This is a genomic window from Micromonospora sp. DT63 (assembly GCF_049841615.1).
In the GTDB taxonomy this organism is placed as follows: domain Bacteria; phylum Actinomycetota; class Actinomycetes; order Mycobacteriales; family Micromonosporaceae; genus Micromonospora.
Genome location: NZ_JBNCKQ010000004.1, coordinates 157,727 through 184,232, shown reverse-complemented (window position 1 = coordinate 184,232; position 26,506 = coordinate 157,727). Strand labels below are relative to the sequence as shown.

The 26,506-nt window shown below is 67.9% G+C and carries 27 protein-coding genes and 2 tRNA genes; 11 read left to right on the top strand and 18 right to left on the bottom strand.

The genetic code is table 11. The features are described from left to right. Window positions 1-3: 3 nt before the first annotated feature. Window positions 4-594: an oligoribonuclease gene (gene orn / locus ACLQ27_RS16635; protein WP_308195323.1), complete on the top strand. Its 591-nt coding sequence runs from the start codon at window positions 4-6 to the stop codon at window positions 592-594. 108 nt (window positions 595-702) lie between these two features. After that, window positions 703-778, top strand: a tRNA-His gene (locus ACLQ27_RS16630). A gap of 79 nt (window positions 779-857) precedes the next feature. Here the strand turns inward: ACLQ27_RS16630 and ACLQ27_RS16625 are convergent. Beyond that, on the bottom strand, window positions 858-1,631 hold the full coding sequence (locus ACLQ27_RS16625; RefSeq protein WP_357494069.1) for a GntR family transcriptional regulator: 774 nt from the start codon (window positions 1,629-1,631) through the stop codon (window positions 858-860). A 362-nt stretch (window positions 1,632-1,993) separates the two neighbouring features. Here ACLQ27_RS16625 and ACLQ27_RS16620 point away from each other — a divergent pair, with 362 nt between their 5' ends. After that, window positions 1,994-2,305, top strand: a complete 312-nt coding sequence (locus ACLQ27_RS16620) for a hypothetical protein (RefSeq protein ID WP_357573177.1) — start codon at window positions 1,994-1,996, stop codon at window positions 2,303-2,305. Between the two features lie 92 nt (window positions 2,306-2,397). Here ACLQ27_RS16620 and ACLQ27_RS16615 read toward each other — a convergent pair whose 3' ends face one another. Together ACLQ27_RS16615 and ACLQ27_RS16610 are read right to left on the bottom strand one after the other, a co-directional pair. Then, window positions 2,398-3,687, bottom strand: a complete 1,290-nt coding sequence (locus tag ACLQ27_RS16615) for a L,D-transpeptidase (protein WP_357494073.1) — start codon at window positions 3,685-3,687, stop codon at window positions 2,398-2,400. Window positions 3,688-3,938: 251 nt separating this feature from the next. Further along, window positions 3,939-5,210, bottom strand: coding sequence for an Ig-like domain-containing protein (locus tag ACLQ27_RS16610; protein ID WP_425867504.1), 1,272 nt, complete (start codon window positions 5,208-5,210; stop codon window positions 3,939-3,941). A gap of 188 nt (window positions 5,211-5,398) precedes the next feature. On the opposite strand from ACLQ27_RS16610, the gene ACLQ27_RS16605 reads away from it, so the two are divergent. Further along, window positions 5,399-5,474, top strand: a tRNA-Lys gene (locus ACLQ27_RS16605). 382 nt (window positions 5,475-5,856) lie between these two features. Continuing rightward, complete coding sequence (locus ACLQ27_RS16600; RefSeq protein ID WP_425867502.1) at window positions 5,857-7,002, top strand: DUF3644 domain-containing protein; 1,146 nt, start codon at window positions 5,857-5,859, stop codon at window positions 7,000-7,002. A gap of 13 nt (window positions 7,003-7,015) precedes the next feature. Here the strand turns inward: ACLQ27_RS16600 and ACLQ27_RS16595 are convergent, their stop codons facing one another. The 10 genes from ACLQ27_RS16595 to amcA are packed head-to-tail and all read right to left on the bottom strand — an operon-like array spanning window position 7,016 to window position 15,561. Further along, window positions 7,016-7,897, bottom strand: a complete 882-nt coding sequence (locus ACLQ27_RS16595; RefSeq protein ID WP_425867501.1) for a phosphotransferase enzyme family protein — start codon at window positions 7,895-7,897, stop codon at window positions 7,016-7,018. Continuing rightward, window positions 7,890-8,543: a histidine phosphatase family protein gene (locus ACLQ27_RS16590; RefSeq protein WP_425867500.1), complete on the bottom strand. Its 654-nt coding sequence runs from the start codon at window positions 8,541-8,543 to the stop codon at window positions 7,890-7,892. The genes ACLQ27_RS16595 and ACLQ27_RS16590 overlap by 8 nt, the downstream gene beginning before the upstream one ends. Beyond that, on the bottom strand, window positions 8,540-9,301 hold the full coding sequence (locus ACLQ27_RS16585) for a phosphotransferase (RefSeq protein ID WP_425867498.1): 762 nt from the start codon (window positions 9,299-9,301) through the stop codon (window positions 8,540-8,542). Before ACLQ27_RS16585 ends, ACLQ27_RS16590 begins: the two co-directional genes overlap by 4 nt. Then, window positions 9,298-10,113 carry a class I SAM-dependent methyltransferase gene (locus ACLQ27_RS16580; protein WP_425867496.1) on the bottom strand — a complete coding sequence of 272 codons (816 nt, stop codon included), beginning with the start codon at window positions 10,111-10,113 and terminating at the stop codon, window positions 9,298-9,300. The genes ACLQ27_RS16585 and ACLQ27_RS16580 overlap by 4 nt, the downstream gene beginning before the upstream one ends. A 24-nt stretch (window positions 10,114-10,137) precedes the next feature. Beyond that, a complete protein-coding gene (locus tag ACLQ27_RS16575; RefSeq protein WP_357352028.1) occupies window positions 10,138-10,659 on the bottom strand; it encodes a topology modulation protein in 522 nt (173 codons plus the stop codon). 51 nt (window positions 10,660-10,710) lie between these two features. Next, on the bottom strand, window positions 10,711-11,745 hold the full coding sequence (locus ACLQ27_RS16570; RefSeq protein ID WP_357352026.1) for a hypothetical protein: 1,035 nt from the start codon (window positions 11,743-11,745) through the stop codon (window positions 10,711-10,713). Next, window positions 11,742-13,451, bottom strand: a complete 1,710-nt coding sequence (locus ACLQ27_RS16565; RefSeq protein ID WP_425867494.1) for a carbamoyltransferase family protein — start codon at window positions 13,449-13,451, stop codon at window positions 11,742-11,744. Before ACLQ27_RS16565 ends, ACLQ27_RS16570 begins: the two co-directional genes overlap by 4 nt. Beyond that, a complete protein-coding gene (locus ACLQ27_RS16560; RefSeq protein ID WP_425867492.1) occupies window positions 13,448-14,401 on the bottom strand; it encodes a thymidylate synthase in 954 nt (317 codons plus the stop codon). Before ACLQ27_RS16560 ends, ACLQ27_RS16565 begins: the two co-directional genes overlap by 4 nt. Window positions 14,402-14,419: 18 nt before the next feature. Continuing rightward, the gene (locus ACLQ27_RS16555; protein WP_357352020.1) at window positions 14,420-15,391 is read right to left on the bottom strand and encodes an NAD-dependent epimerase/dehydratase family protein; all 972 of its coding nucleotides are present in this window, start codon (window positions 15,389-15,391) and stop codon (window positions 14,420-14,422) included. Beyond that, on the bottom strand, window positions 15,388-15,561 hold the full coding sequence (gene amcA, locus ACLQ27_RS16550; protein ID WP_425867870.1) for a multiple cyclophane-containing RiPP AmcA: 174 nt from the start codon (window positions 15,559-15,561) through the stop codon (window positions 15,388-15,390). Before amcA ends, ACLQ27_RS16555 begins: the two co-directional genes overlap by 4 nt. Before the next feature lie 453 nt (window positions 15,562-16,014). Between amcA and ACLQ27_RS16545 the strand changes: the two genes are divergently transcribed. Further along, complete coding sequence (locus ACLQ27_RS16545) at window positions 16,015-17,346, top strand: helix-turn-helix domain-containing protein (RefSeq protein ID WP_425867489.1); 1,332 nt, start codon at window positions 16,015-16,017, stop codon at window positions 17,344-17,346. On the opposite strand, the gene ACLQ27_RS16540 is transcribed toward ACLQ27_RS16545, so the two are convergent. Both ACLQ27_RS16540 and ACLQ27_RS16535 read right to left on the bottom strand, forming a co-directional pair. Continuing rightward, window positions 17,343-17,999, bottom strand: coding sequence for an HAD family hydrolase (locus ACLQ27_RS16540; protein WP_425867487.1), 657 nt, complete (start codon window positions 17,997-17,999; stop codon window positions 17,343-17,345). The genes ACLQ27_RS16545 and ACLQ27_RS16540 overlap by 4 nt on opposite strands. A 131-nt stretch (window positions 18,000-18,130) precedes the next feature. Beyond that, the gene (locus ACLQ27_RS16535) at window positions 18,131-18,628 is read right to left on the bottom strand and encodes an NUDIX domain-containing protein (RefSeq protein ID WP_425867485.1); all 498 of its coding nucleotides are present in this window, start codon (window positions 18,626-18,628) and stop codon (window positions 18,131-18,133) included. Between the two features lie 471 nt (window positions 18,629-19,099). Between ACLQ27_RS16535 and ACLQ27_RS16530 the strand changes: the two genes are divergently transcribed. Beyond that, window positions 19,100-19,897 carry a DeoR family transcriptional regulator gene (locus ACLQ27_RS16530; protein ID WP_425867484.1) on the top strand — a complete coding sequence of 266 codons (798 nt, stop codon included), beginning with the start codon at window positions 19,100-19,102 and terminating at the stop codon, window positions 19,895-19,897. 174 nt (window positions 19,898-20,071) lie between these two features. On the opposite strand, the gene ACLQ27_RS16525 is transcribed toward ACLQ27_RS16530, so the two are convergent. Continuing rightward, window positions 20,072-20,251, bottom strand: coding sequence for a hypothetical protein (locus ACLQ27_RS16525; RefSeq protein ID WP_425867483.1), 180 nt, complete (start codon window positions 20,249-20,251; stop codon window positions 20,072-20,074). Window positions 20,252-20,735: 484 nt separating this feature from the next. Here ACLQ27_RS16525 and ACLQ27_RS16520 point away from each other — a divergent pair, with 484 nt between their 5' ends. The 4 genes from ACLQ27_RS16520 to ACLQ27_RS16505 all read left to right on the top strand — a co-directional run bounded on the left by ACLQ27_RS16520 (window position 20,736) and on the right by ACLQ27_RS16505 (window position 24,767). Then, on the top strand, window positions 20,736-21,623 hold the full coding sequence (locus ACLQ27_RS16520; RefSeq protein ID WP_425867481.1) for a replication-relaxation family protein: 888 nt from the start codon (window positions 20,736-20,738) through the stop codon (window positions 21,621-21,623). Window positions 21,624-22,001: 378 nt separating this feature from the next. Next, a complete protein-coding gene (locus tag ACLQ27_RS16515) occupies window positions 22,002-22,922 on the top strand; it encodes a DUF2637 domain-containing protein (RefSeq protein WP_425867868.1) in 921 nt (306 codons plus the stop codon). Beyond that, the gene (locus ACLQ27_RS16510) at window positions 22,897-23,298 is read left to right on the top strand and encodes a helix-turn-helix transcriptional regulator (RefSeq protein WP_425867479.1); all 402 of its coding nucleotides are present in this window, start codon (window positions 22,897-22,899) and stop codon (window positions 23,296-23,298) included. Before ACLQ27_RS16515 ends, ACLQ27_RS16510 begins: the two co-directional genes overlap by 26 nt. Next, on the top strand, window positions 23,295-24,767 hold the full coding sequence (locus tag ACLQ27_RS16505) for a tyrosine-type recombinase/integrase (RefSeq protein WP_425867477.1): 1,473 nt from the start codon (window positions 23,295-23,297) through the stop codon (window positions 24,765-24,767). Before ACLQ27_RS16510 ends, ACLQ27_RS16505 begins: the two co-directional genes overlap by 4 nt. Here the strand turns inward: ACLQ27_RS16505 and ACLQ27_RS16500 are convergent. Both ACLQ27_RS16500 and ACLQ27_RS16495 read right to left on the bottom strand, forming a co-directional pair. After that, a complete protein-coding gene (locus ACLQ27_RS16500) occupies window positions 24,674-25,288 on the bottom strand; it encodes a DUF1643 domain-containing protein (RefSeq protein ID WP_425867475.1) in 615 nt (204 codons plus the stop codon). The genes ACLQ27_RS16505 and ACLQ27_RS16500 overlap by 94 nt on opposite strands. Next, window positions 25,275-26,258 carry a DNA-methyltransferase gene (locus ACLQ27_RS16495; RefSeq protein ID WP_425867473.1) on the bottom strand — a complete coding sequence of 328 codons (984 nt, stop codon included), beginning with the start codon at window positions 26,256-26,258 and terminating at the stop codon, window positions 25,275-25,277. The genes ACLQ27_RS16500 and ACLQ27_RS16495 overlap by 14 nt, the downstream gene beginning before the upstream one ends. Between the last annotated feature and the right edge of the window lie 248 nt (window positions 26,259-26,506).

Sequence of the window (26,506 nt, the reverse complement as noted above, 5' to 3'; positions counted from 1 at the left end):
CCGGTGGCTGATCTCCTCGTCTGGATCGACTGTGAGATGACCGGGTTGGACCTTGGCAGTGACAAGCTGATCGAGGTCGCGGCACTGGTCACCGACCCCGACCTCAACGTGCTGGGTGATGGTGTCGACGTGGTGATCCACGCCGACGAGGCCGCGTTGGAGGCGATGCCGGAGATCGTCCAGACCATGCACGCCAAGTCCGGCCTCACCGAGGAGGTCCGCCGCTCGGCGGTCACCCTGGCCGAGGCCGAGGACCGGGTGCTGGAGTACGTCAGCACCTTCGTCAAGGACCCGCGCACCGCGCCACTGTGCGGCAACTCGATCGCCACCGACCGTGGCTTCATCGCCCGGGACATGCCCCGCCTCGACGCGCACCTGCACTACCGCATGATCGACGTGTCGTCGATCAAGGAACTCTGCCGCCGCTGGTACCCCCGGGTGTACTTCGGTCAGCCGCAGAAGGGCCTGGCGCACCGGGCGCTCGCCGACATCCGCGAGAGCATCCGGGAGCTGGAGTACTACCGGCGCACCATCTTCGTTCCGCTTCCCGGCCCGGACGTCGAGACCGCCAAGGGCATCGCCGCCGAGCTCTAGAGCGGGGCCGCGCGGTCGGCGGGGAACCCGCTGGACGCCGTGAGCGGTGGTGTGGCTATTATTGGTCCGCACCCCGCCCGGGGCGATCGACCGGGCGTCGGAGGCGTGGTGGCTGTAGCTCAGTTGGCAGAGCACCGGGTTGTGGTCCCGGTTGTCGTGGGTTCAATTCCCATCAGTCACCCCACTAGTGGATCTCTTCCACTGCGGCTCAGGCCCCCTCTTCGGAGGGGGCCTGAGCCGTCATAGGGGACTGGTAGGGAAAATCAGTCCACCGGTATCCGGTAGATCAGCTCGTATCGCCCGCGCGGCAGCACGATAGTCGCCGTCTCGACCGGCGTGCCCCCGGCGAAGTACGTCCGATCGATCTCGTACACGTCCGCCGGCCTACCAGGCAGACGCAGCGCGTCCGCCTCCGCGTCCAGCGCAGGCCGACTACTGATTCGCTCTTCGAACTCGTCGACGCGCACGCCGATCGCGTCCATTCGGGCGACCACGCCGACGGCCGTGCCGCCCTCGGGCCACTCGACCGGTGTTCCGCCCGTGATGCTCAGCGGCTCGTACGACGTCGAGAGTTGGACCGGCTCGCCGTCGGACAAGAACCGATATGCCGTCCGCATGACGGGAGTGCCCGGCTCGACGCCGAGGCGCACCGCGATCCGCTCATCGGCCTGCTCGTGGCGGCTCTCGTGCTCCCAGGTGGCCTGCTGGCCGGCGCGGGCCGCGTCCCGGGCGAACGGCGACGTCGATCCGGAACTGCTGCGGACGTCGCGGCCGGGTGCACGCCGCACCAGCCGTCGAGTGGCCTGGACGTAGACGCCGGAGCCTGCCCGGCCCTCGACGAGACCTTCACCCTTGAGCACGCTGATCGCCCACTTCGCGACGGTGCGGCTTACGCCGAACCGGGTCATGAGCTTGGTCTCGCTGGGCAACTTGGCACCCGCCGCCAACGCGCCGGACTGGATCTCGGCGCGTAACTCAGCGGCGATCGCCAGATAGGCAGGCGTCTTAGCCATGGGAATACAACCTCCGGTCAGCACGACCAGTCGATCACAGGCAACCTGGCGTGCCAAGTTTGCGCGGCGGGCTTGTTCGGGCGAACCTAGTGCACTAGGTTTCGAATAGCTCCCTGCTATCGGACGGCTCCGGTCAGCAACCATCGCTGCCGGTAGCGGGGAGTCCCAGACGACGTGTTGCCGCAGCACCTTGCCTATGCGGCCACCCACCGGGAAGGGATGTCGATGTGGCACATGATCAAACGAATCGCTCGGCAGTGGCCCCGCTGCGACCCCACGGCCGGCCGGGCCTGGCAAGCCGCGGACCGGCTGGCCGCGCATCAGCGCCTACTCGACCTGGCGGCCCGTCGGCGGGCCGAGCATTTGGCCGACGGGCCGACGCCATGATGGAAGAACCGACCACCGCCCGGGCTGGGGTAGAGGCGCACCACCAGCGGGCGATCCGTGAACTGACCGTGCTTGAGGCACGGCTCGCCGACGAGCACGTGCCGCGCCGCCCCGAGTGGGAGTGCCAGAGTTGTGCGCCGGGCACGTCCTGGCCTTGCCCGCCCGCACAGGTCCGCCTGTTCGAGCTGTACGGCCGCGACCGTATTGGGCTTTCCATGCACGTCGGTGCGCTGTACTACGTCGCCAGCCGGGAGCGGCCCGACGACGACCCGGGCGAGCTGTACGACCGGGTCGTCGGTTGGATTCGCTGATGACACCTGACGGTGGACTTACAGGAATCCGGGGTGTCCCGTCAGCGGGGACACCCCGGATTCCTGTAAGACGAGTCGATGGTGCGTGGGGCTCAGGCGGTCGGCGTGGCGGACGGGGTGCCGGCGCCGTCCGGGGTCGACGTGGCGTCCGGGTCGGCCGGCGGCTCGTACGGCAGGGCGCTGCCCTTGACGTACTCGTCCCAGCTCATGTTCCAGTCGGTCCAGCCGTTGCCGTTCTGGAGCTTGCGCTCGGTGCCCTTGACCGTGATCGGGTCGCCGATCTGGGTGTTCCTGAACAGCCAGTCACCGTTGGCCATCGACACGTTCACGCAGCCGTGCGAGACGTTGACGCTGCCCTGCTGCCCCTCGGACCAGGGGGCCGCGTGGATGAACTCGCCACCCCAGGTGAGTCGCTGCGCGAAGTCAATCTTGGTGCGGTAGCCCTCCTCGGGGCCCAGCTCCTCCATCGTGTCGAACACGGTCTTGCGCAGTTTCTCGATCACGACCATCGTCCCGCTGGACGAGGGGGTGCTCTTCTTGCCCAGGCTGACCGGGATGGTCTTGATCACCGAGCCGTTGCGGGTCACCGTCATCCGCTTGGTCTTGTTGTCCACGGTCATGATCAGCGATGAGCCGATCTTGACGTCCACGGAGAGGTCCGAGCGGCCGTAGTAGCCGTCACCCATCGGCAGGCCACCGGCCTGAACGCGGTAGGAGACCTTGGTGTTCGCCTTCCAGAACTCCTTCGGCCGGTACCGGATCTCGGTGGGACTGACCCAGTGCCAGATGCCCTCCTGGGCCGGCGTCGAGGTCACCGTCATCCGGCGCTGGACGTCGTCGCGGTAGTCCTCCGGCACGGCACGGCTGAACTTCACGATCAGCGGCATCCCGACGCCGACCACCTGGTTGTCGCCGAGGAAGCTGCTCACCCGTACCTGCTTGTCGGGCTTGGCCATCGTGGTGAAGCTGCTGGTCGCGGTGGCCGGCCGGCCGTCGTCGCCGGTGGCGGTGACCGTGGCGGTGTAGCTGGTGCCGTACTCGAGCGCCCCGTTCGGAAGCCACGTCTTGCCATCCTTGGCGAGGGTGCCCTCGACCGCCTTGCCGGCCGCGTCCTTGAGGTCGACAGTGGTCTCCTCGGCGTCCTTCGTGCTGAAGGTAATGCCGGTGGACGCCGGCACGTCCTTGGCATCCGCCGCCGGCTCGCTGATGGTGGCCGCGGCCTTGGGTGCCGGGCTCTCGTCGCCGCCCTGCCACGAGGACGGCTTGCCGCCGTCGCTGTCGGTGCAGGCGGAGGTGAAGGCCAGCGCCACGGCGAGCAGCCCCGCCGCGAGCACGCGGCGTCGCCCACGGGGCCGGATCAGCTGGTCCTGGCTAGCTCGCATGATGTCCTCACAGTCGTGGTCCCTGACCCATCGTCTCCTAATGACGCGCCAGAACCGGCCCCGGTTGCCGAGGGTGAACCGGAACACGCCGATCAGGATGCCGGATTTTTGTTACTATCCGGCGTTTCGTGATTCGGGCTCGTCTTTGCGCGGGACTGAGGGTCGCCGCCGCCGTCGTCGCGGCGCGGGCAGTGCAAGGGTACGCGCCGGCCCGTGCCAACGGCAGGGGCCGGCGCGCAGGAGTCGAACCCTCAGAGCAGCGGGCCGGAGCCACCCTTGGGCACCGGCAGAGCGCTGCCCTTCACGAACTCCGACCAGCTCAGGCTCCACGCCGTCCAGCCGTTGCCGGCGACGACCTTGCGCTCGGTGCCCTTGATCGTGATCGGATCACCGATCCGCGTCTTGTCGAACAGCCACTTGGCGTTCGCCATCGACACGTTCACGCAGCCGTGCGAGACGTTGGACCGCCCCTGCACATGCTCCGACCAGGGCGCGGCGTGGATGTACTCGCCACCCCAGGTGAGCCGCTGCGCGAAGTCGATCTCGGTGACGTAGCGGTTGGCCGGGTCCGGATCGTCGCGGGTGTCGAAGACCGTGGACTCCTTCTTCTCCATCACGACCATCGTGCCGCTCGACGACGGGGTGCTCTTCTTGCCCAGGCTCACCGGGATGGTCCGCGACAGCGCACCGTTCTCGTACACCGACATCTTCTTCGTGGCGTTGTCGACCTTCATCACGAACGACCGGCCGATCTTGGCGGTGGCCTTGCGGTCGATGTCGCCGTACTTGCCGTTGCTCAGCGGCACGCCGGCCAGCGCGATCCGCACGGTGATCGTGGTGCCCGGCTGCCAGTACTCCGGTGCGCGGTAGTAGGCCTGGGTGCCGTTGTCGACCCAGTGCCAGGCGCCCGGCTGCGGCGGGTCGGTCTTGACGAACATCCGCTTCTGGACGGCGGCCCGGTCCTTCTTCGGGATGCCCGGGTGGAACTCGGTGACCACCGGCATGGCGACCCCGTAGCTCTTGTCGTCGAAGAGGTAGAGGCCGGACCCGATTGTCGACTTCGGCTTGGCCATCGTGGTGAAGGTGCTGGTGCCCTGGCTCGTCGTGCCGTCGGACCCGGTGGCCGTCACCGTCGCGGTGTAGTTGGTGCCGTACTTCAGGGGAGCCGACGGCACCCAGGCGGAGCCGTCGGTGCGCAGCTTGCCCTCCACCGAGCCCCCGCCGGCCGCGGTCAGGGTGACCGAGGCCACCTTGCCGCCGTCCGGGAGCTTGGCGCTGATCTCCGTGCTCACGGGCTTGTTCTTCGTGCCGTTGGCCGGGCTCAGCGTCAGTGCCGGCCCGCTGGGCGCGCTCGACGCGCCCGATGTCGACGGAGCGGCCGATTCGGGTACGGCACTTGCGTCTGTCGACGTACCGCCGACGAATTCCGGCTTCTTCTGCTCGTCGCCGCACCCGGTCAGTGCCAGCGACGCCGCCAGGGTCAGAGCGCCCACCACCGCCCCGGCTCGCGTGAACCGTGCCATCCCCACCTCTGTTCTCGCGTACCTGGCGGACATCGTGCCGTATCAGTGCCGCGACCCACGCCCCCGTCCCAGGGCTGACGGCCGGTTTGTGGCCATATGCCCAATAAGCTCGACCGAAGGGGGGAGCCGGGTAACCGGATTGGAGCCCGGGTTGGCGGGGTGCTAATGTTCTCTCCGTTGCCGATCGAGCGCCGCTAGCTCAACTGGCAGAGCAGCGGACTCTTAATCCGCGGGTTCGGGGTTCGAGTCCCTGGCGGCGCACCAACGAGATAGGTCCTGACCTGGTGGTTCACACTGGGTCAGGGCCTTTTTCGTGTGCCTCGGTGGTGGGGTGGTCGCTCGGTGGGTGCTCGGGAGCCGTTGGACGGCTCGGGCGCTGTAGGGACCAGGCGCTGTGCTCGTGGACATCAGCGGCATCGGGTGGCGCTGGTGTTGTGCATGCAGCCCGACCCGGGCCGGGCTGAATCCACTGCTAGTCGGTCGAGTGCGGCAGGGGCATTGCCGTCCTACCGACTGGCCGGCGAGCGATTGCAGGGTCGTCAGCCGGTGCGACCGCGACGCCTCCGTGTTTTCCCTGACCGGCTGCCCTGTACGTGGCCAGGGTAGATTTCCGCTTGTCTTGAGCGGCCTCTAAGTGTGATCCTTCATGCTGGACATGAAGGACGTACAAATGGCATACGCCCGTTGGCGCCACATCCTGACCGAGTCGCAGCGGCACGCCCTAAAGGCAGTGGACGAGTGGAACTGCTCAAGCGGCAACTACTGCGACTTCCTCACCCACATGCACAAGGCCTGGCACTATCTGTTGCATGCTGAGTTCCACCAGGCAAAGATCGACTATCACTACAAGGACGCCCAGACCGGCGAGTACAAGTTGATCGACGGCGAGCCGAAGGCGTGGGATCTTGAATTCTGCTTGAAGCAGCGCTATCCCAACAGCAGCGACCCGGTCAGGCTGAACGCAGAGCTATTCGTAGCGCTGCGTAATAAAGTAGAGCATCGATACGAGCACAACGCGAAGGTCGCGACAGGCGGCAAGGCGCAGGCGCTTGTCATGAACTACGAGCATGAGATGGTTGGCCACTTCGGAGGCGCCTTCAGCCTCGCCGAACGACTCCGCTTCCCCGTCTCGCTCCAGTCCCTGACCGCCGAAGGACGTGAGCAGCTTCGAGCGACTGCCGCGAAGTTGCCGAAGGGCACTCGCGATCTGGTCGCGAAGTTCGAAGCGGCCATCGATCCGGCTGTGCTGGATGACTTGAAGTACGACTACCGGGTTCGGCTGGTGCCTGTCATCGGTTCGAAGACCGATGCCGACTTGGCGATCGACTTCGTCAAGCTCGATGACCTGAGTGAGGATGAACGCAAGGTCATGATGGAGGCGGGCCGGCAAGGAACAGTCATCATCAAGAATCGGCATGTCGAGGTGGCGGACAAGGACAAACTGCTTCCCAGTCGCGTTGCTTGTCTTGTCGAAAGCCAGTTGCCCTTTGAGTTCAACGTTCAGCGCGAGCACATCGAGATGTGGAGGCGGCTCGCGGTACGGCCTACTGCCGGGGCTTCCGATCCGTGTGACACCGACGCGCGGTACTGCGTCTACAACGAGGCTTTCAAGAGCTACGCCTACACTCCGGCTTGGGTGAAGCGGATCGTCAAGGAGATCGGCACCGTGGACAAGTATCGGGCCTTCTTCGGGCGCGAGCCCCGCATGAAGAAGGTGACCAGCCTGCCGAGGCAGGAGGGCCCGACGTCCTCCTCCCTCCACGATGGGCAGCCCATGAGGGAGACAGCCTGAGCTTGCCGAGAGCTCATTCAGCCTGGTTGGTGATCTTATGGTCGCCCGGATCCTCTATGAGATGTCCCAACGGGCCGATGTCGGTTGGTTCATGGGGGCCTTCGGCGAGGCCGACCTCATCCTGACCCCCTTTGGTCAGGGCGTCCAGGTGTGCGCAGTGCTGCATCACATTCTCGTTCGCAGCGGTGAGTGGACCGTAGGTGTTGAGGAGGCTTTCGCGTAGGTCTGGGCGGAGGGGCCAGATGCGGGTGGCGAGGCGTACGAGGTCGCGGGGCGCGAGGTCGTAGCGGCTGTGTTCGAAGTCGATCAGCCGAACTATGCCGTCGTCGCCGTAGATCATGTTGCGAGGCATGAAGTCGAGGTGGCACGGCACGGTCGATAGCGGTGCGAGCTCTCGTAGTGCTCGCATGTGGGCCCGTACCTCGTTGCGGTAGCTGGGTGTGATCCGATCTTCGGCGACATGAATCCAGTACTCGGCTCGGTCGGCGAGCCAGGCCGTCCAGTCCGGTTCGAGGCGGGGTGGTCCGGCGGCGTGCAGTGTCCTGAGTAGTTGTCCTGCCTGCCGGTAAGCGTCCTGCTCGGCTCCGGGGTCGAGCCGCCGCTGGCTGAGCGGGATGCCCGGTACGGCAGTGATGACGATGGCCGGTGGATCGTCGGTTGTCGCGAGCAGCCGGGGTGCCCGGTCACCGAGGGCGGGGACCCAGGTGCGGTAAGCCTGGACTTCCTGAGTGTGGCGTTCCGGGCTGCGGTGGGTCTTGACGATCACCTCACCCTGTGCCGTCGTCGAGGCGCGTAGGGCGCGAGTGCCGGCGTGGCCCGGGTGCCAGCTCACGGGCTTGGCGTCGGTGTCGAGGAGACGTTGGCAGAGCGCGAGGTGAACTCTGAGGTCAGTCATGGCGGGGTCGGAGGTGTCGTGTGTCGTTGTGGGTGACCAGCTGCCAGATGGTGCGGCCGAAGCGGTTGGTTGGTCGCTGCCAGCGAGCGACGGATGCATGGTCGGTGACGAATCCGAGCCCCAGGCACGCGTTCGGGGGCAGGCCGAGCAGCAGGGTGTGCGCCGCTTCGACGGTTTCCCCATGGGCCACGAGGAGAATTCGTTCACCATCGTGGCGGGCGAGGATCTTATGTAGCGCTGCGGTGGCTCGGTGGAGGTATTCGTTCCAGGTCTCCGAGCCGGAAGCGTACTGGTGGTCCGGGCTGTGCTGAGGCGGCCCTTGGAAGGATGTCTTGACGTCAAACCAGGGTCGGCCGTCGGCATCGCCGTGGTCAGGGCCGCGGAGGTCCGGATCAATGGTTGGGGGCAAGCGCAGGGCTTGAGTGATGATTTCGGCGGTCTGGGTCACTCGGAGTCGGGGTGTGGCGTAGAAGGCGGCATATGGTCGGTGAGCGTGCTCGGCGGCCAGCAGGGCGGCGAGTTGCGCCGCCTGGTTCCGGCCGAGAACGGTGAGGCCGGTGCAGCCCGTTTTGCCGCCGACGATTGCCGCGACGTTGCAGGCGGCTTCGCCGTGGCGGGCGATCACGAGTTCGGTAGTGGAGGTCATCCGAGAGCTCCTTCTCTGGTCGGCTCGGCGGGGAACGGGTCGGGCCAGGGTCGGACGGTGGGCCAAGGGTGCCGGTAGCCGTTGCGGCCGAGGTATCGCAGCGTCAGCAGGTGGTGCAGTTCGGCGTACTGCCTCAGGTTTGTCAGGCTGCAGAGCTGAGGTGCGATCACGACGCGGTAGGCGTGGAGGCAGTGGGCGAGGGTTTGCTCGTCGAGGCGGCCGTAGGTCATTGAGGCGGTGACCAGCAGGCCGGCCAGGTCGTAGCCGAAGGGGGCGAGCGTCATGTCATCGAAGTCGACGACGGCGACGTCATCGCCGTCCGCGAGGTAGTTCCGGATGTTTGGGTCCTTGTAGAACGCAGCGGGCCGTCCGGCTCGGTCGAGTACTGCGTCGATGGCCGACCCGTGGACGCCCGCAGCGGCAGCTGCGCGGTGTAGCGCCCCCAGCCGCGGGCTGACGAAGTCGGGGATAACGATCCCGGTTGAGGTCGTGTGGTGCTGATCGAGGCTGGCGGCCTGTAACTCCTGTCGGTGCGCGGCAGCGTGGAGCCGGCCGAGTGCCGCAGCGGCGCGTGGGAGATCGCCCACCTTCGGTGTGTGCCCGGGTAGCCGCTCGAAGATCAAATGCCGGACACCCCGTGCGACAAGCGTGGGCAGACGTACACCGGAATCCAGGCTGGCCAGCCAGGCGTGGTGGGCGGCAGCGGCAGAGCAGCGTCCCGGGTTGTCGTAGCGCTTGACGAAGGCGGCACCACTCACGGCCGCACCGCCACGGCGTAGCTGACGGTGGATCGGGTCATATAGGGCGGCGCGGATAGCCTCTGCCGGAGGGTCGCGGCGAGGGCGGGGATCCCGCCGGTCAGGGGGATCCGGTATTTGGGTGTGGTGGTGAGGTAACGGGCGAGGTGCGTGGGGTCCACGAAGTGGAAGACGTGTTCCTCGTGCTGGACGTCGATGACGGCCAGGTTGGTGGCGGCGATGGCGTGCAGGTTGCCGCTGTGGAAGCTCTCGTAGAGGCTCGGCCGATTGATGGCACCGAGGTCGAGTCCGGCGGCGTGCACGAGATGGTCGAGTTCGGCATAGCTGTCCAGCGACTTGGTGACCAGGACGGCGGTGCCGCCGGGGCGTAGGCAGCGGGCAATCTCCGCGACGGCGGTGGCCGGCGTCGGCGAGTGGTACAGGCAGAAGGCGGCCACTGCGGCGTCAGCCACTTTGTCGGGCAGGGGTAGGTGGTGAAAGTCGGAGCAGACCATGGAGCCTCGCGCGCTGGCGTGGCCGAGGCGGTCGCGCGTGGTGTCAAGCAGCGCGGTCGAGAGGTCCACGGCAACGAGCTGCCGGGGCCGGAGCCGGTCGGCCAAGCGCAGGGTTGTGGTCCCGCGCCCGCAACCGATGTCGAGCACGACCGCCCCGCGTGGAACCCGGGCGGCGAGCAGGTGGGCGATCGTGTCGGCGACGTCGCTTCCGCTGATCTTGGCGCGATGCAGCGCGTGGGTGCGGTCGGCGAGCCGGTCGTTGCCTCGGTAGAGGTCGCCATGGACCAGTGTGGGGTCAAGGAACGGGTTGGTCGACATCTGTCGCCTCCCGTCCCGCTTCGGTCAGGTCACGGGCTGGTGCTCGTCGCGGACGCGGTTGATCAGACGGGCGGCCTGGCGGCGGCTGGTGAGGGTGATCAAGTAGACGTGTGGTCCGTGCTCGCGGAGCAGGTCCTGGACTCGCGGGCGCATTCTGCGCCGGTAGCTGAGGATGTAGCGGACGAAGTTCCAGGTGATGCGGTCGTAGACGCCGTCCTGGTGGTGCTGTCCGCCGCGGTAGCGCCAGCGGCGTTGGGCGATGCCCCACAGGCAGGTCGCGGCGGACAGGTCGAGAAAGATCACGGTGTCGGCGGCGGCGAGCCGGATGGGCAGGGTGCCGGCGTAGTTTCCTTCGATGATCCATCGCTCGCCAGCGACGAGTTTCTCCTGCTGGGCGGCGAACTCGTCCTGCGGTAGCGGCTTCCAGTGCTCGTCGTAGTAGGTCGCGTCGAGGTGAGTCAGCGGCACGTCGAGGATCCGGGCCAACTGGCGCGCGACGGTGGACTTGCCGCTGCCGCCGCAGCCGATGATGGCGATCCTGTCCATGGTTCTCCAGGGTAGAGGTGCGGTGAGCTCGTCCGGTGGTGACACGGTGAGTCATGACCGCACCGGCTCCGGGTGGCGCAGCAGGTAGTCGAGCACTTCGAGTTGGGTTGAGAGCCGGAACGGGTCGAGGTGACGGAGGCATTCGGTGATGAGGTTGGCGTGCTCGCCGGTGCCGGCGATCTCGGTGAGCCAGCCGATGCGGTGCCGCACGTCTGCGGCGTCGTCGACGATCAGCGACGAGGGAACGAACGCATTGGCGCCTCGGACGTCGGCGGGCAGCAGCGGCACACAGCCGGCGAGGACGGCCTCGAAGATTCGTTGGGTCATCTGCCCGGCGGCGGCGTATCGGGCGGGCAGCAGCAGGACGGTGGCGAGCGCGTCGGCGTAGATCGCGGAGACGCGGGGGAAAGGGACTCGGCCGATGAAGTTCAGATTCGGCCAGCGCCTGGTGTCGGCCCACTTGCCGGCGATCAGGTGAGGGAGTTGCGCGGCGGTCGGCGCGAAGTAGGTGTCGAACGGGTGGTCGCGGTCGTACTGGTTGCCGATGTAGACCAGCGGGGTGCGACGGGGCAGGGCTACAAGCGTGGTGGGGTCGGCGGCGTCGATGGCCGTGTCGGCGACAGGAAAGAGCAGTGGTACCGCGCCCGGAGTCGGGTGCAGAGCGGGTTCGCAGACGGTGACGTTGCGGGTTCGGCGCAGGGGGTCCGCTGCGGGCAGCCGACGGTCCTTGTCCCACAGGATCGTTGGGGTGCCGAGCTGGTGGGTGTAGTGGTCGAGTAGATCGGCCTGCCTATGCAGGTCGCAGGTATGGCCGGGTCGCCCGCAGACGGTGGTGTTGCGGCCGGGAATGGGCCAGCGCCATTCGAGGAACAGGGCGTCGATATCGGGCAGGCCGACGTCCCAGCGGTAGTGGCCGGTGAGATCGTCGCCGGCCTCGCACAGGTCCCGGTTGGGTTGAAGGAAGACGATGTCACGGCCGGCTGCACGTAGCCCGTCGACCAAGGTCCGGCGGTGGCTGCGGCCTCCGTCCGGGGTGTCAGTGATGCCGGTACCGAGGAATCCCCAGAAGCTGTAGCCAATCTTCACTTGGTCACCCACTGGTCTTCGATGAGCAGTGCGTCGAGGCCGGATTCGGTTAGGCAGTCCAGGGCCATCTCTGGTGTGCCGCAGATCGGCTTGCCCTTGATGTTCAGTGAGGTGTTGATCAGCACGGGGTGGCCGGTGATCTCACCGAAGCGGGTGAGAACGTCGGCGAGGAAAGGGTGCTGCTCGCGCGTGACGGTCTGGACCCTGGCGGTGCCGTTGACGTGCACGATCGCGGGCAGCTTGTCGCGGGTCAGCTCGGTCACGGGAGCCGCGAGCGACATGTACGGCGACGGTTGGCGTAGCCGGAAGTAGTCGGTGGCCTTGTCGGCGAGTACGACAGGGGCGAAAGGCCGGAACGGTTCGCGGAACTTGACGCTGGCGTTGAGCCGCTCGACCACACCGGCCTCCAGGGGAGAGGCGAGGATCGACCGGTGCCCCAGGGCCCGTGGCCCGGCCTCCAGCGCGCCGGTGAACAGGCCCACGATTGCCCCGTCGGCTAACTGCCGGGCCAGATGGTGGGCGGGTTCGGCGGGGCGGCTGGCGTGCAGTCCCGCTCGCGGTGCGGCCGGTAGTACCAGGTCGGGATAGGCGGGGCCGAGGTAGCAGTGGTGGCGTATGCCGGTGGGTGGGCGGCCGGTCGCCTCGAGCCAGGCATGGGCGGCGGCGCCGATCGCGGTGCCCGCGTCGCCGGGGGCGGGCGGTACGTGTATCTCGTCGACAATGCCGGCCTGAGCGATGAGGCCGGCGGCTACGCAGTTCATCGCGACCCCACCGCCCAGGCAGAGCAGCCCGGAGCCAGTCAGCCGGCGGGCTCGCGCGGCGAGATGCAGCATTACTTGCTCGGTGCGTTTCTGCAGTGCAGCGGCCAGGTCGGCATGCACGGGCTCTACCGGTGCCATCGGCGGGCGGGGCGGGCAGGTCGCCGCGGCGAACGCGGGTGTGACCCGGCCGTAGCGGCTGGCGAGCACCCGCAGGGCGATCAGCGCTGGGTCGAGGGTGAACCCGTCGGTGGTGAGCCGGATCGCTCGGCACATCAGCTCTCGGAACCGGGCGGGGTCGCCGAGGGCGGCCAGCGCCATCACGGTGCCTTCCTCGTCACCGCGGCGCCAGCCGAGGTGTTCGGTGACGGCACCGTAGGCATAACCGAGGGAGGCCGGGTCGTCGATCGCGTGTGCCAGGTCGAGGCTGAGTCGCGGGTTGCGCCAGCGGGCGTGCCAGGTGGTGGTGGTCTGCAACTCGCCGAGGCTGTCGACGATCAGGACCGCTGCGTCATCCACACCAGCGGCGGCGAAGGCGTACAGGGCATGCGCGCGGTGGTGCGGCACTGGCTGGAGGTGGGCGCGTGGGAAACGCTCGGCCAGGTCTCGCATCCGGGCCTGGTAGCGGCGGTGGACCGTGGTGAAGCTGCGGGCCCGTGGTACGGCTCGGGCGCGGCTGGCAGCCTGTCGCAGATGGGTCGGCAGTTGACCCAGCGCACGTAGGTAGCGGCGCCCGTCGAAGTTGTACGCGACCGTGGTCACGTCCGACGACGACAGGCCAGCCCGGGCGAGCAGCCAGGCGACACCGTATGCCGGGTACGCCTTGCTGTGCTTGACCCCATCGAGCCGTTCCTCTTCGACGAAGCCGATCAGATGGCCGTCGACCAGCAGCGCCGCCGCCGAGTCATGCGTGTACGCGCACAGCCCAAGCACCACATCCGCGGTCATGCTAGCTCCGGCGATGCGAGGGCCGGCCGGGTGAGGTGCTGGTACCAGGCGACGAGGGCAGCGCCGAGCGGCCCTGGGGTGTCGTGGGCGATCTTGCTAGCCAGGTCCCGCTCGCCGAGCTTCCATGTCCGGTAGCTGGTCAGCACCCGTCCGAACGTGTCCCACAGGGTGCCGTCGGGCAGGTCGCCGTCACCGGAGATGACCTGCGCGAGGACAACGTCCAGGCTGGGCCAGTCCACGTCGACCGGATCCATCTCGGTGACGGTCGGTTTGTGGTGGAGACACTCAGCGGCGGCCGGAGCATGATCGGCGTAGAGGTGCAGTGAGTCGACGTGGTGGTGGTACTCGCCGACCTCGACACCGAGCCAGCCGGCCATCAGTTCCTGCAGGAGCGTGGTCGCGAAGATGTCGTACGGGAAGCCGAGCCAGAGGTCCTGGCTGCGCATGCTGGTGTGCATCTCGAGCCGGCCCTGCCGGATCAGGAACCGGTATCCGAGGGTGCACGGCACGTCCCGGTAGCCGCAGTGGTCGCGTGCCGGGTCATAGATCTGGACGACGGCTTGTCGGGAGTCTCGGTCGGCCGTCAGTTTCCGGACGACCGCGTCGAGCTGGTCGAGGCTGCCACCCCACCGGCGGATCCGTGGCCCGTACGCGCCCTGCAGGATCCCGTCGTCCGCGTAGCGCCGCAGGTTGTCGTTGAAGTCGAAGATCCACGGGTCATCCGAGCCAGAGAGGATCCACAGCGCCTCAGCGACGGCGAATGCCGGGTTGATGACGCGTACGGGTGGCACGGAGACCAGCCGGCGCCGAGGGTTGGTCAGGCACAGGTGCGCGCCGACGACCTCGGTGGTCATCATGTCGCGCGGGCAGGCGATACGGCCGTTGAGCAGCACTGCCTGACTGGCGGCGGCGAAGAGTTCGCTCGCAGAGTCCGCAGTCAAGACGATCATGAAAAGGGTTTCCTTCCGTCAGGAGGCGAACGCGGTGAGTCGGTCGCGGGAGAGGTTGACCAACCAGGCGGACTGCCGGGCCATGCCCTCGTGCAGGCCGACGGTGGGCCAGTAGCCCAGTAGCCGGCCGGCAAGGGTCAGGTCAGCGGCCGTCGAGGGAACGTCACCCGGCTGGACGTCGGCTACCTGGACCGGAATGTGCCGTCCAGTGACCGTGGACGCCTCCTGGATCGCGCCCCGCATGGAAACGCTCGCTCCGCCGCCGATGTTCACCACGGCGCACTGGGCATCTACCTGAGAGGCGGCGATCGTCGCGGCGACGACGTCGGTGATGTACGTGAACTCCCGCCGTTGGCTGCCGTCGCCGAAGAGGGTGACCGGCAGACCGGTATAGGCCGCGAACAGCAACCGGCCGATGGCCATGTCAGGTCGCTGGCGCGGCCCGTACACGGTGAAGTAGCGCAGGGCCACGACGCTGAGCCGGTTGTCGGGGCGGCACGCGTAGGCCACGCAGAGCTGCTCGGCGGCGAGCTTGCTCACTCCGTACGGGGAGACTGGGCTGGTCCGGTCGTTCTCGCGGCTGGGTCGGTCTGCCGGCCCGTAGACGCTGGACGAGGAGGCGTAGACGAGCCTCCGAACGCCCGATCGCACACACGCGTCGAGCAGCCGTTGGGTGCCGAGGACGTTGGACTGGGCGTAGTCGTGAAACTCCGAACCCCAAGAGGGCCGGACGCCCGGCCGGGCAGCCAGGTGGAACACGACGTCGCAGCCGTCCATGGCGTCATCGAGGCGGTCGGTGGCCAGATCCCGGCAGAGTGGTGTGAACAGCGGATTGGCGGCTGCGGCTGCCAAATTCTCATCGGCGAGCGCATCCTGACCGAGCCGGCGGCGGTCCAGGCCGACCACCTGAATTCCTCTGGCCAGGAGCGCGTCGACGACATGCGAACCGATGAAGCCGGCGGCGCCGGTCACCAGCACCCGCGCCGTCACCGGCGACCACCGCGCTGAGCCGATGGCGACAGCACGCGCTGCCACACGAAGGTCAGTAGAGGCGGGTCGCCCCGGAAGGTCGCCATCCGGTCCGTCGGTGGCACACCGGGCCGCGCCGCCGGACCAGGCGCACCCGTGGCGCCTGCGGAGGCGTGCCGCGAGATGTACACGGTCACGATGTCACCGTCCGACGGTCGGCCGATTCCCGCTGCTCGGTCCAGTCATGGCGGGCCCGCCGAGGTGACGGCGGGCCCGCCGAGGTGAGGCGGCGGCTGGGAGCACCCCGCCGGTCACCCGCCCGCGCAGCCCCGATGGCGGTACGCAGACGAGGAATCAACCTCACGACCGCACCTCCGGTCGCCACCACAACAAGCGGCGTCAGCTCTCCGGCCGCCTTGCCCGATCCGATCGATCTCTCCACCATGAATCCCCTGGCGTCGATGACAATGGGTTGGTGAGCTGGAGCCGCACGCAGCGGCCGTCGATGCTCGTCAACAGCGAACCGTCCGGCGGAGCCAAGCGGTACCGTCCACCACCCGTCCGCTCGCAACCAGGTAGTGACGGCCCGTAGCGGAGATGGCTAACGTGGCCGTCGTCAACAGAGGACGCACGGAGGTGCTCGCATGACCGGACGGCGCTACCCCGCCAACCGGCGGCTAGCGTGGGAGAGGCTGCAGCGGGGCTGGTCCTACGAGGAGGTCGCCGAGCGCATCCGCACGGCGATGAGTCACGCTGGCGAGACCGATACCGGGCTGAACGCGAACACAGTGCGGCGGTGGGAAACCGGTGAGCGTTGGCCTGACCCGCGCTACCGCAAACATCTCGTGGCCATCCTCGACAAGCCAGCCGATCAGCTGGGACTGCTTACTCCGGACGAGCTGGCGATGCGTCCGCAGGCAGAGACATTGCACGAGTTCAGGAGGTTGTGGGACATGATCACTGGAGGCGACGAAACCGGCTGGGATCGGGCGAGCGTCCTGCGCGCGTTGTTCGGCGCCAGCATGCTTCCCCTGGTGGCGCCGCTGCTATCACTCGATCCGCAGGCTGCGTACGCCCAAGCCAAGGCCATAGATCCAAGGGCCTACGCCGAGATCGTGCGGTGCCAGCGGACGCTGTACTGGACCAGCCCCGCACGCCCGCTGTACGAGGCTGCGTATGCCCACACACAGCTCGGCACCGGACTCGTCCGCGCGGCCACCGGCACCAGCCGGGCGACCCTCGCCAGCGCCCTCGCCGAGTCGGCGCTCCTCACCGCACGACTGGCATTCTTCGATCTCAACCAGCCTGCCGTCGCGCAACGCTGCTACGACGTAGCCCTCGCCGCCACCCGCGAGGCCGGAGACCACGCGCTGGCCGCCACCGTCCTCGGCCACATGGCTTTCATCCCGGCCTTCGGACATGATCCGACCGCTGCCCGATCACTGATCGACGCGGCGCTCCAGCACACCTGGCACGGCGTCAGCCCCGCCGTCCGCTCCTGGCTGCACTGCGTGGCCTCGGAAGTCGAAGCCCGCGCCGGGGCTGGGGCAGCAAGCCGCCACCAGATCGACCTCGCAGCGACCGCGATCACGACGCGACCCGAAATGCCCGAATGGTTCGACTACTACGACACCGACCGACTGCACTCCTTCGCTGGCTATGCAGTTCTCGCCGCTGGCGACCATGCCGAGGCCGCCCGCCACCTGGCCACGTCTCTCGCCGGCCTGACCGCGACGGGCGCAAAGCAGCGCAGCGTCGTCCTCGCCGACCTGGCCTCGGCGCACAGCAGCGACGGAGACCACGCCGCCGACTACCTCAACCAGGCCCTGGACGCCCTGCAGGCCGACTGGTACGGCACGGGGCTGGAGCGGGTCAGAGCCGTCCGGCAGGTACTCGGCGACAGCCGCGAGGGCAGCCAACTCGACGAACGCGTCGCCGCCCTCGCGACCAGCCGGGCCGCTCTTCCGGGGAGCTAAGCCGCCGACTCGTTGTGCCTACGTACCAGCCCGGGCAACTCGGCCAGCGAGTCGAGGTGGAAGAGGCAGCGGTCGCTGATGGTCTTGTCATCGAGGATGTATCCCCATGGGCCGCGTCGCACCAGGGCGGTCGCAAGCCCGGCCGCCTGCGCCGGCCGGATGTCGTTATCCAGCCTGTCTCCGACGTACAGCACCTGGTCGGCGGGGCAGCCAGCCTCCGTGACGACGCGGTCGAAGAACGCGGCCGACGGTTTCTCGACGTTCCAGCCGTCCGAGGTGCCGATCACGTCGACCGGCAGATCAAGGGCGCGCAGGATGGTCTCGGCTCGGGCGGTCTGGTTACCGGCCAGGCCGACCTGCACGCCCAATTCTCGCAAACTGGCCAGGCATGGCCGGGCGTCCGGGTAGAGGTTCTCTTCGGCGAAGTGCTCCGGCTGCCCAGCGGCGGTCCGGCGCTGCCGTTCCTCGGCGAGGTCGAACCCCGGCCGGAACACCTGGAACGTCTCCCGGTAGTCCAGACCGCGAGCGATGACCGCGCCGAAGACGGCCGAAAAGGTGTGCCGTGGGACGCCGAGCCAATCGGCCCAGGTGCCGTACTCCCGGGACTCGTCGACGATCGTTTCACCCACGTCGAAGAACACGCTCGAGATCATCCTGGGATTGTGCCCTTCGGTCGTAGGCGGATCAACGTGTGCCGCAGGAGGGGCCGTCGCACGGGGTCTTGGAGCGAGGGGAACCACTGCTGCTGGGCGTGCGTCCTTGGCCGACGATTCAATCCGGCTCGTTACCTGGTGGCGGGCGCGGATCCGTCTTCGAGGTAGACACCGCCCTGCCCGATCGCGGCGACCGCCGCGGTGACCCGCCGAGCCAGTAGGGGAATCAACACCTCGCCCAGTCGCTCCGGCTCGACAAAATCGAAGCCGTCGAGTTCGTCCGGGCACAGCCGCATCGCCGGGATCTGGTCCGCCGTCAGTACCCCGCCGTCGAACACGAACATGAGCCCGCCGTCCCACGGCGGGCTCGCCGGCACCCAGTCGACGCACAGCAGCGCCCCTGCGGGTATCGACAGGCCCAACTCTTCCCGGATCTCGCGTGTGCAGGCGTCTGTGGGGGACTCGTCCGGCTCCACGGTTCCGCCGGGAACTTCCCACACGTCCCTGTAGGCCGGGTGGACCAGCAGCACCCGGCCAGCCTGGTCGCGGAGGAGCGCGCCGGCCGCCGCGCGGACCCGCGTCACGCTGGCGATGTAGGAGAGGTCCGGTTCGGTCTGCGTCTCGGCCACGCGACCGACCCTACGAGCTCGCCCTCGGCGCATAGCTCGTTTTTGAAGGAAGGCGCGGTAACGATCCCTCGGGCGTTGTTACTTGGAGTAACCACCGCATCGGTGCGTGGCGCGTCCTGGCCGAGTCGGGGACGGCCTTGTCCGCGCGCCCCTGAAAGATCAGCCCGCAGTACGGCGCCGATCATTTAGATCAACTATTGGCGGTCCGATTTGACCGTGCCGCGCTTTCTGTCCTCAGCTCTTCGGCTGATTCACTGAACAGTGATCTCCAAAATCGGCCCCAAAACCCCGGTTTGGGTATGTGGGTGCTTGCACGGCTCGCCGACGCCTCGCTCAACGGCCGACGGCGAGCGCGGTCCTCGGTCACGGCGGTCCCGTCTTCCGATCTCCAGGTTTGCGCATCGACTACTCCCTGTCATAGCTGGCCTGAACGGGATGTCGGACTGTAGGTGCCCGGAGGATCATCGGGGGATGGGTGAACGGGGTGCCACGCGGCGGTTGTCTCCGCGGCGGTGGCGGATCCTGTCGTACTTGGCGCAGCACGGTTCCGCGTCGACGCTGGACGTGGCGCTTGTCTGCGCGGTGTCGCGGCTGACGGCCCACCGAGACCTGGTGTGGCTGCACGAGGCGGGACTGGTGAACCGCGAGCGCTCGCCGGAGGACCGGACCCATACCTGGTGGTACGAGGTCACGGCCGAAGGGACGGAGGTGCTCCGGCGTGCGTTGACGGCGTCGGGGCGACCGGTTCCGTTGCTGTTGGGTCAGCGGTCCTCCGGTCGGGCGGATGCTCTGCTGTTCCTGCCGTTAGTCGAGGTGTCGCGGCGCAACCCGGGGCTGTGCGAGCTGTTCCAGTGGCTGGCGACGATGGAGACCTCGTCGTGGCTGCGGCAGCACGACCTGGCGCACCTGCGGGCCGACGGCTACGGCGTTTGGCTACAGGACGGGCGGTGCCTGCGGTTCCTGGTACACGTCGATCGTGGCCCGATCGGCGACGTTGTCGCCGAGCACGAGCGGCCGGCGTCGGGGCTGGGTGGATTGTTGGCCGGCTATCGGCGTGCGGACCGGCTGGTGCCGGTCGGGGCGATTCTGGTGATCGCTCAGGATGCCGAGCGGGAGGAACGGTTGCGGGCCGACCTGCTCCGTGGGCCGCTGCGGAACGTTGTCGCCACGACCACGCGGCCGCTGTTGTATCGCCACTGGCCGGACGAGCAGGTATGGCAGGTGCCGGGGAACATCGGCATGCGTCGCCTCATCGAGGTCGGATCCTGACCGCACCACGTCACGCTGCCCGGGCAGCCCACTGGTGATCGGCGTAGGAGATCTCGTCGTCGACCCAGGAGAAGGGGCGTCCTTGCGCCGCGCGCCCACTCGACCGGCCCATGGGTCTTCCAGTGCAGTACGCCCACCTCGTCGCGGTGGGGGCCAGTCGACGTACCTGCTAGTTCATTCGGTCCGCTCCCGGCGGACCGGGTTGTCGCGCCAGTCACGGTACGGCGCCTCCTTCGGCCAGAACTGGTCACCGCAGGAGCAGAAGTAGACGTTCGCCCTTTCCCCGGACCAGATCATCTCCTCGTGCCGAAGTTGGTGTCCGGTGCGCCTGGCGTGCCACATCGCTCGGATCACGGGTGCTCCTCCTCGTAGACGAGGTCCCCAGTGTCCCAGATGGTCCTCCTCGGCTTCTGACGCAGCGCGCAGGCCAGCACGGGTGCCCGCGGCGCGGACCGTCTGGTGGGTCCAGCGCCGGGCTGCAACTCTCCAGACGCTTTGCGCTCCGGCAGCAGTCCTGGTCGTACTCCAGTTACGACCGCCAGCACCACATTTCGGATCCTCAACTAAGGAGTTCTCGTGCTTTCGCCGACACCTTCACCTACTGCCATTGGTATTGGCAGTGACGAGTTCCGGCTTGATCCCCGTTCGGGGGTCGGGCTTGGCGTCAGCGTTGACGTCAGTCTTCAGCCGGACCCCCGAACCGACCCCCTGTTTCCTCTCACACCTCAGGCCAGCCCGGCTGTCAGCTCCGTCGGCTTGTCCTGCGACAGACCCTGCCTGGTCTCGGGTCTCTCCCCCTGGGGCTGGCATCCCCTACCTGGAGAGGAGGTGATAGCCGGTGGATGACCCAGTCCTTCGGGTCCAGTCCCAGCTGACCGGCCGTGACCGGGTGCTGCTGGGCTGGTTGTACGACCACGGCGTGTTGACGTCGTTCCAGCTCGCGAACGCCCTGTTCCCGTCGTTGGACTTCTGCCAGCGGCGGCTGCGGACCCTGTACCGGTTGCGGTTGGTGGCTCGGTTCCGGCCGCAGCGTGCCGACGGCGGCTCGTACCCGTACCACTACGTCATCGACCAGCTCGGTGCCGAGGTCGTGGCGGCCAGCCGGGACGAACGCCCACGCCGGCGCGACCACGCCCGAGTGGAGCGGCGGCGCTGGACGTCAACGCGCAGCCTCGCGCACCGCCTGGGCGTGAATGGGTTCTTTACTGACCTGGCCGGGCACGCCCGTACCCATTCGGGTGCCGGCTTGGTGGAGTGGTTGCCGGAGGCGGTGTGCCAGCGCGCCGGAACGTTCACCAGCCGGCAGGATCCGGGGCTGGTGCGGGCGTATCAGCCTCGGGTGCGCCCGGACGGCTACGGCCGGTGGGTCGACGGTGGCGTCGAGGTGTCGTTCTTCGTTGAGTACGACACCGGCGCCGAGCAGTTGTCGATCCTGGCCGGCAAGGTGGACGGCTATCAGGAGCTGTTCGGGACGCTCGGGCGGATGTGGCCGGTGTTGTTCTGGGTGCACTCGGCCGCCCGGGAGCGCAACCTGCGCCGCGTGCTGGCCGACGTGCCGCTGTCGGTGCCGGTGGCTACCGGGGCCCGTGACCACGCCGTGACGGCCGGCCTGGGCCCAGCGGAGGCGGTGTGGGCCGTGGCCGGCGGGGAAGGGCAGCGGCTGCGGTTGGCTGAGCTGGCCGGTTACGTCGTTGACGTCTCTAGCCGGGCGGGTGAGGCCGCGTGATTGGCGACGGCACGACGGCGGCGGACAGCACCTCCGCAGCGGATCGGACAGCAACGGCCGGCGTCTGTCACGGATCTGTCGTGAGCAGTTCGGCCGGTGCTGACAGATCTGTGAGAGCACGGAACGTCCGCTCCCACAGCCGCGCGACCGCATCCCCGTTCCGCATCTGTTGCGGGAGGTCCGCGGCCGGCGTGCGGTCCCCGTCTCGATGGTATTCCGAGGCCGGGTCGGTCCGCCATCCGGTCCGGCCTCTTGTGACAGGCGGACGGGTCGTTGTTCCGGTCCGGGTCGAGGAGGTGATGGGCCACGACGGCACCGGCCACTGACCCGAACGCGGGGGTGCGGGGTAGCCGCGTCGAGGGCGTCGTCCAGGTCGTCATCATGCTGGCCATTGGCGGCGCAGCCGGAGCGGCCAGCTTCACCCACGTGCACAACGTAGCCGCTGCGCACGGCCAACCCGGCTGGCTGGCTTGGGCCGACGCGATCGTCCTGGAGCTGATGTCCATCGCCTCCGGCCTGGAACTACGCCGCCGCAAACGCGCTCACACCTCCACCGTGTTCCCCGCGACCGTGCTGGCGTGTGCGGTCACCCTGTCCCTGGCGGCACAGGTCGTCGAGGCCGAACCCTCGGTCATCGGGTGGATCACCGCCGCCGTACCCGCGCTCGGTTTCCTCGTCATGGTCAAGATCGCCCTCGGCCGGACCAGTACCGCCACGCACGCCCCTGCCGTGGCGGTTGTGGGCTGCCAACCGGATGGGGCCGGATGGACCCGTCCGGACAGCGGACCGGACGAGACCGTGCGGTCCGCCGTCACGGCGGGGGAGCGGTCCAGCAACCGGACCGTCCGCTCATCGGATGCTCGTCGTCACGGGGACGGACGGGAACGGCGGCGGCGAGCGGCCCGGGGACCGTCTCCGCAGCCGTCCCGCGCGGTGGCCGAGCTGCTGCCAGCGGCGCGAAAGGTCCGGGACCGGCTCTCCGCAGACGGTCAGGCACTGACCCGGGCAGCGCTCGCCGACGCCCTCCGCGCAGCCGGTCACACCGTGTCCAACACCCGAATATCCGAACTGCTCAAGACCCTCAAGGTCGAGTCGTCGGCACCACCCGGACTGATCGTGAGCTCGGTCATGCCGACCAACCTGACGTCACCGCCTCTGTCACCGGAGCGGCGCGACGGTGGCCTGGCAGCCACCTCTGCGCCGGTCGACCCCGACAGGGCTACCCCGCTCCTACCGCACCGCCATCCATCTCATAACCAGGAGAAGCCTGATCATGAACAGCCCAACGAACCCCGTTGACCAGACAACCCGCACGACGACCGACAGCACCACCGCGTCCAGCGTCGGGCAGGTGTGGACGGTCGAGCGCATCCGTGCCCTCGGCGTGACCACCACCCTCGCCACCACCGCGTCGGTGCTCGGGATCAGCCGATCCCAGGCGTACCGGCTCGCTGCCACAGACCAGTTCCCCGTACCGCTGATCCGGGCCGGTAGCCGCATCATCGTCCCGGTAGCCGCCCTGCTCCACCTTCTCCAACCCGACCCCGTCGCAGCCGGAGGCGGGCGACTTGAAGCCGACGCGAAGGTGAGCGTGGATGCGTTGACCCCGCCGCCAGCGGATTCCACCCGGCACCGCTGGCGGCACCATACGAAGCATCCAGGAGACGATGAGTGAAGGGATCCACCTTCAAACGCTGCGGCTGCCGCGACAGCGTCACGGGCCGGCGACTGGGACGCTCCTGTCCCCAGCTTCGCCGGCCCGGCGGCGGCTGGTCCCGCACCCACGGCCACTGGCACTGGCAGATCGAAATCCCCGCCCGCGCCGACGGCACCCGCCGTCCACTCCGCCACGGCCCCTACGCTACCCAGGCCGACGCCGACGCCGTCCTGGACCGCATCCGGGCCGCGCTCGCCGTCCCCGACCCCACCGACCCGCACACCACCGTCAAGACCGGCGACCTGATCGAAACCGCCGTCAAGACCGGCGCGCCCGTCCCCACCCCGGACCAGGTCCGGCGGGCGCTGCACCTGGACATCACCCCTACCGAACTGCCCACCATGCAGGCGTACCTGACCGACTGGCTCGCCGGACGCAAGAACATCAAGACAGGCACCCTGCGCTCCTACGAAGGCCACATCCGGCTGTACCTGATCCCGCACCTCGGCCACCTGCGCATCGACCGGCTCCGCCCCGGCCACATCGCCGCCATGTACGACACCATCGCCGAACGCAACACCACCATCGCCACCCTGCGCGCCAGCCGCGACCCCGCCAAACGCGACAAGGTCAAGAACCAGCGGATCGTCGGCCCCAGAACCCTGCACGTCATCCACGCCACCCTGCGCAAAGCCCTCAACGACGCGATGCGCCGCCACCGCTACATCGACACCAACCCCGCCCTCATGATCGAACTACCCACAGCCCGACCACCCAAGCCCACCATCTGGACGGACCAACGCATCAAGACGTGGCGCGATACCGGCAAGACCCTCAGCCCGGTCATGATCTGGACTCCCGAACACACGGGCAGGTTCCTCGACCACACCCATGACGCTGGCGACCGGCTCTACGCCCTTTACCACCTCATTACCTTCACCGGCCTGCGCCGAGGCGAAGCCTGCGGCCTGCACTGGGACGACCTCGATCTCGACGCCGCTACCCTCACCGTCCGCTGGCAACTCGTCCAGCAAGGCTGGGCCACCGCCATCGACACCCCGAAAACCGCCGACAGTGAGGCGGCTGTCGCCCTGGATGCCGAGACTGTGGCGGTGCTACGCGCTCACCGCGCGAGGCAACACCGCGAACGTCTCGCTGCCGGTACCGCCTGGACCGCTACCGGGCTCGTGTTCACCACCCCGACCGGTGGTCGGCTCCACCCTGCCGATGTAACCGACCACTTTCATCACCTCGCTACGCAAGCCGGGCTACCACCCATCCGGCTTCACGACCTCCGCCATGGCGCCGCGACCATGGGCCTCGCCGCCGGCGTCCAGATGAAAGTGATCTCCAACCGGCTCCGCCACTCCAGCCCACACTTCACCGCCAAATTCTACGGCGACGTCCTCCCCGAGCTATCCCACGCCGCGGCCGAAGCAACCGCATCAGTCGTTCCGCGTCGGCGTGGCGCGACAAGGCAGGCGTAATCGTCAGCGTGAAGGTCGGTAGGCACGAAATCCACGAATCGTAGAACTGAGGCGAGGCGGTCACGGAGGCTCGCTCCGCTGGTGCGCCCGTGTCGGTCGCTGACGTATTGGTGCCATCGTGAGGGGTGACGCGGCTCGCCATTGAGCGTCCAGAGACCACCCAGATGCGGTGCAGAGGCCGCTCTCCGGATCACCCAGGCGGCCTGTGCCCGACGGTGTGCACCAGCTGGCCCGTAGAGGCCGCTCACGCCCCAACCGGCAACCACGGCATGCGATGTCATCAGCACCTGTTCGAGGGCTGGGCAGGCCCTCTCCCAATCGAGGGTGTTGCGTCCTACCTGATTAATCTCCGCAACATCGGTTGTGGGCAGCGTGAACAGGTTGGCGACTTGGACGCCGTCACACCGGAGCACGTCTGCGGCAACATGCAGATTACGCATCGTGGCGGCACCGGTTGTAAGCGGTGGGTTGAGCAGGATCGCGCCGAGAGCCCGTCGCGCCGTGCCGTCAGGCCGGGCCATCGATGGCCAGCGTTTCGCCCTTTGTCATCTGCTCAACGGCCTTGAGTGTCCTCTCGGGATCTTGTCCCTGCATGAAACGAACCGCCGACTGAGCGGCATACGCAGCGTCCAGCTCGAATGTCAACCAGCGGCGGTCAAGATTCTCGGCCGCGCGACCGGTTGTGTTGGAACCGCCGAAAAAATCCACAACGAGGTCCCCGGGCTCCGTGCACATTTCGATGAAGAACGACGGCAGCTTGAGCGGGAACCGTGCCGGATGGCCGGGGAGTCCTAGGGCCTTGCATGTTCGTAGGTAGGCGTCGTTGGACTGGCTGTTCGGGATGGAGAGCAGGTTGGAAGGCAGCGCGCCTCCGTTGTCTCGGCCGAATGCCTCGCCGATGCTGTGCTCGGACGGCCGGTCCTTGGGGGTGTAGTAGCGCGCCGGATCGGCTAGCAGTCGCTTCATCGACTCGGAGTAGGGCACCCGGACGTTGCCAACGTTGGCCTTCGGCTGGTCGGTCTTGGACAGCCACCACACCGTGTTGACTGCGTCCTTCGCGCGGATCTTACGCTTGTTGACCCACTCGATGGGCGACGGCAGCTTCGAGGGGTTGTACCAATAGAACTCCTCCGCTAGCCGGTAACCGACGTCGTCAACGAAGGCGAGTAGTGCCCGGTACTGGTGGAGCGATCGCACCGGCAGGCCCCGCTGGTACGCCCCGCCGATATCGATCACGAGGCTGCCGGTTGGCTTGAGGGCGTCTTTCGCAAGCTTCGCGAACTCGGTCAGCCAGGCGACATACCGCTGCTGATCTTCGTTGCCGTACGCCTTCTGCCGCAGCAGAGGAAAGGGCGGGCTCGTGACGAAGAGGTCAACGCTGTCTGCCGGTAGCTGAGCGAGCAGCTCCAAGCTGTCTCCGCTGATCATCGCTCCGCGGCTGGTCAGGTAGCAGACCCGACCAGATGTCAGATGATCAATAAGATCGCGCATCGCCCTCATTCCGCCCGGTCATCCGGACACCTTACCGGGTGATTTGGCGCCGACCGTCAACCCTCCCTGCCGTGTGCGGGTGAGATCCCGCAGGCCTGGCTCCCGGCAGACAATAGTGGTAATTCGGGCAGAGGTGGGGCGTCGCTTACCACTCAGCGCGGGGTTCTCAGTGCTGCGGGGTTGAGATCGAGGACCCCTCATTCAACGGGGGGCAGCGCTGACAACGTGCCGAGGTGGGCGGATGTCTC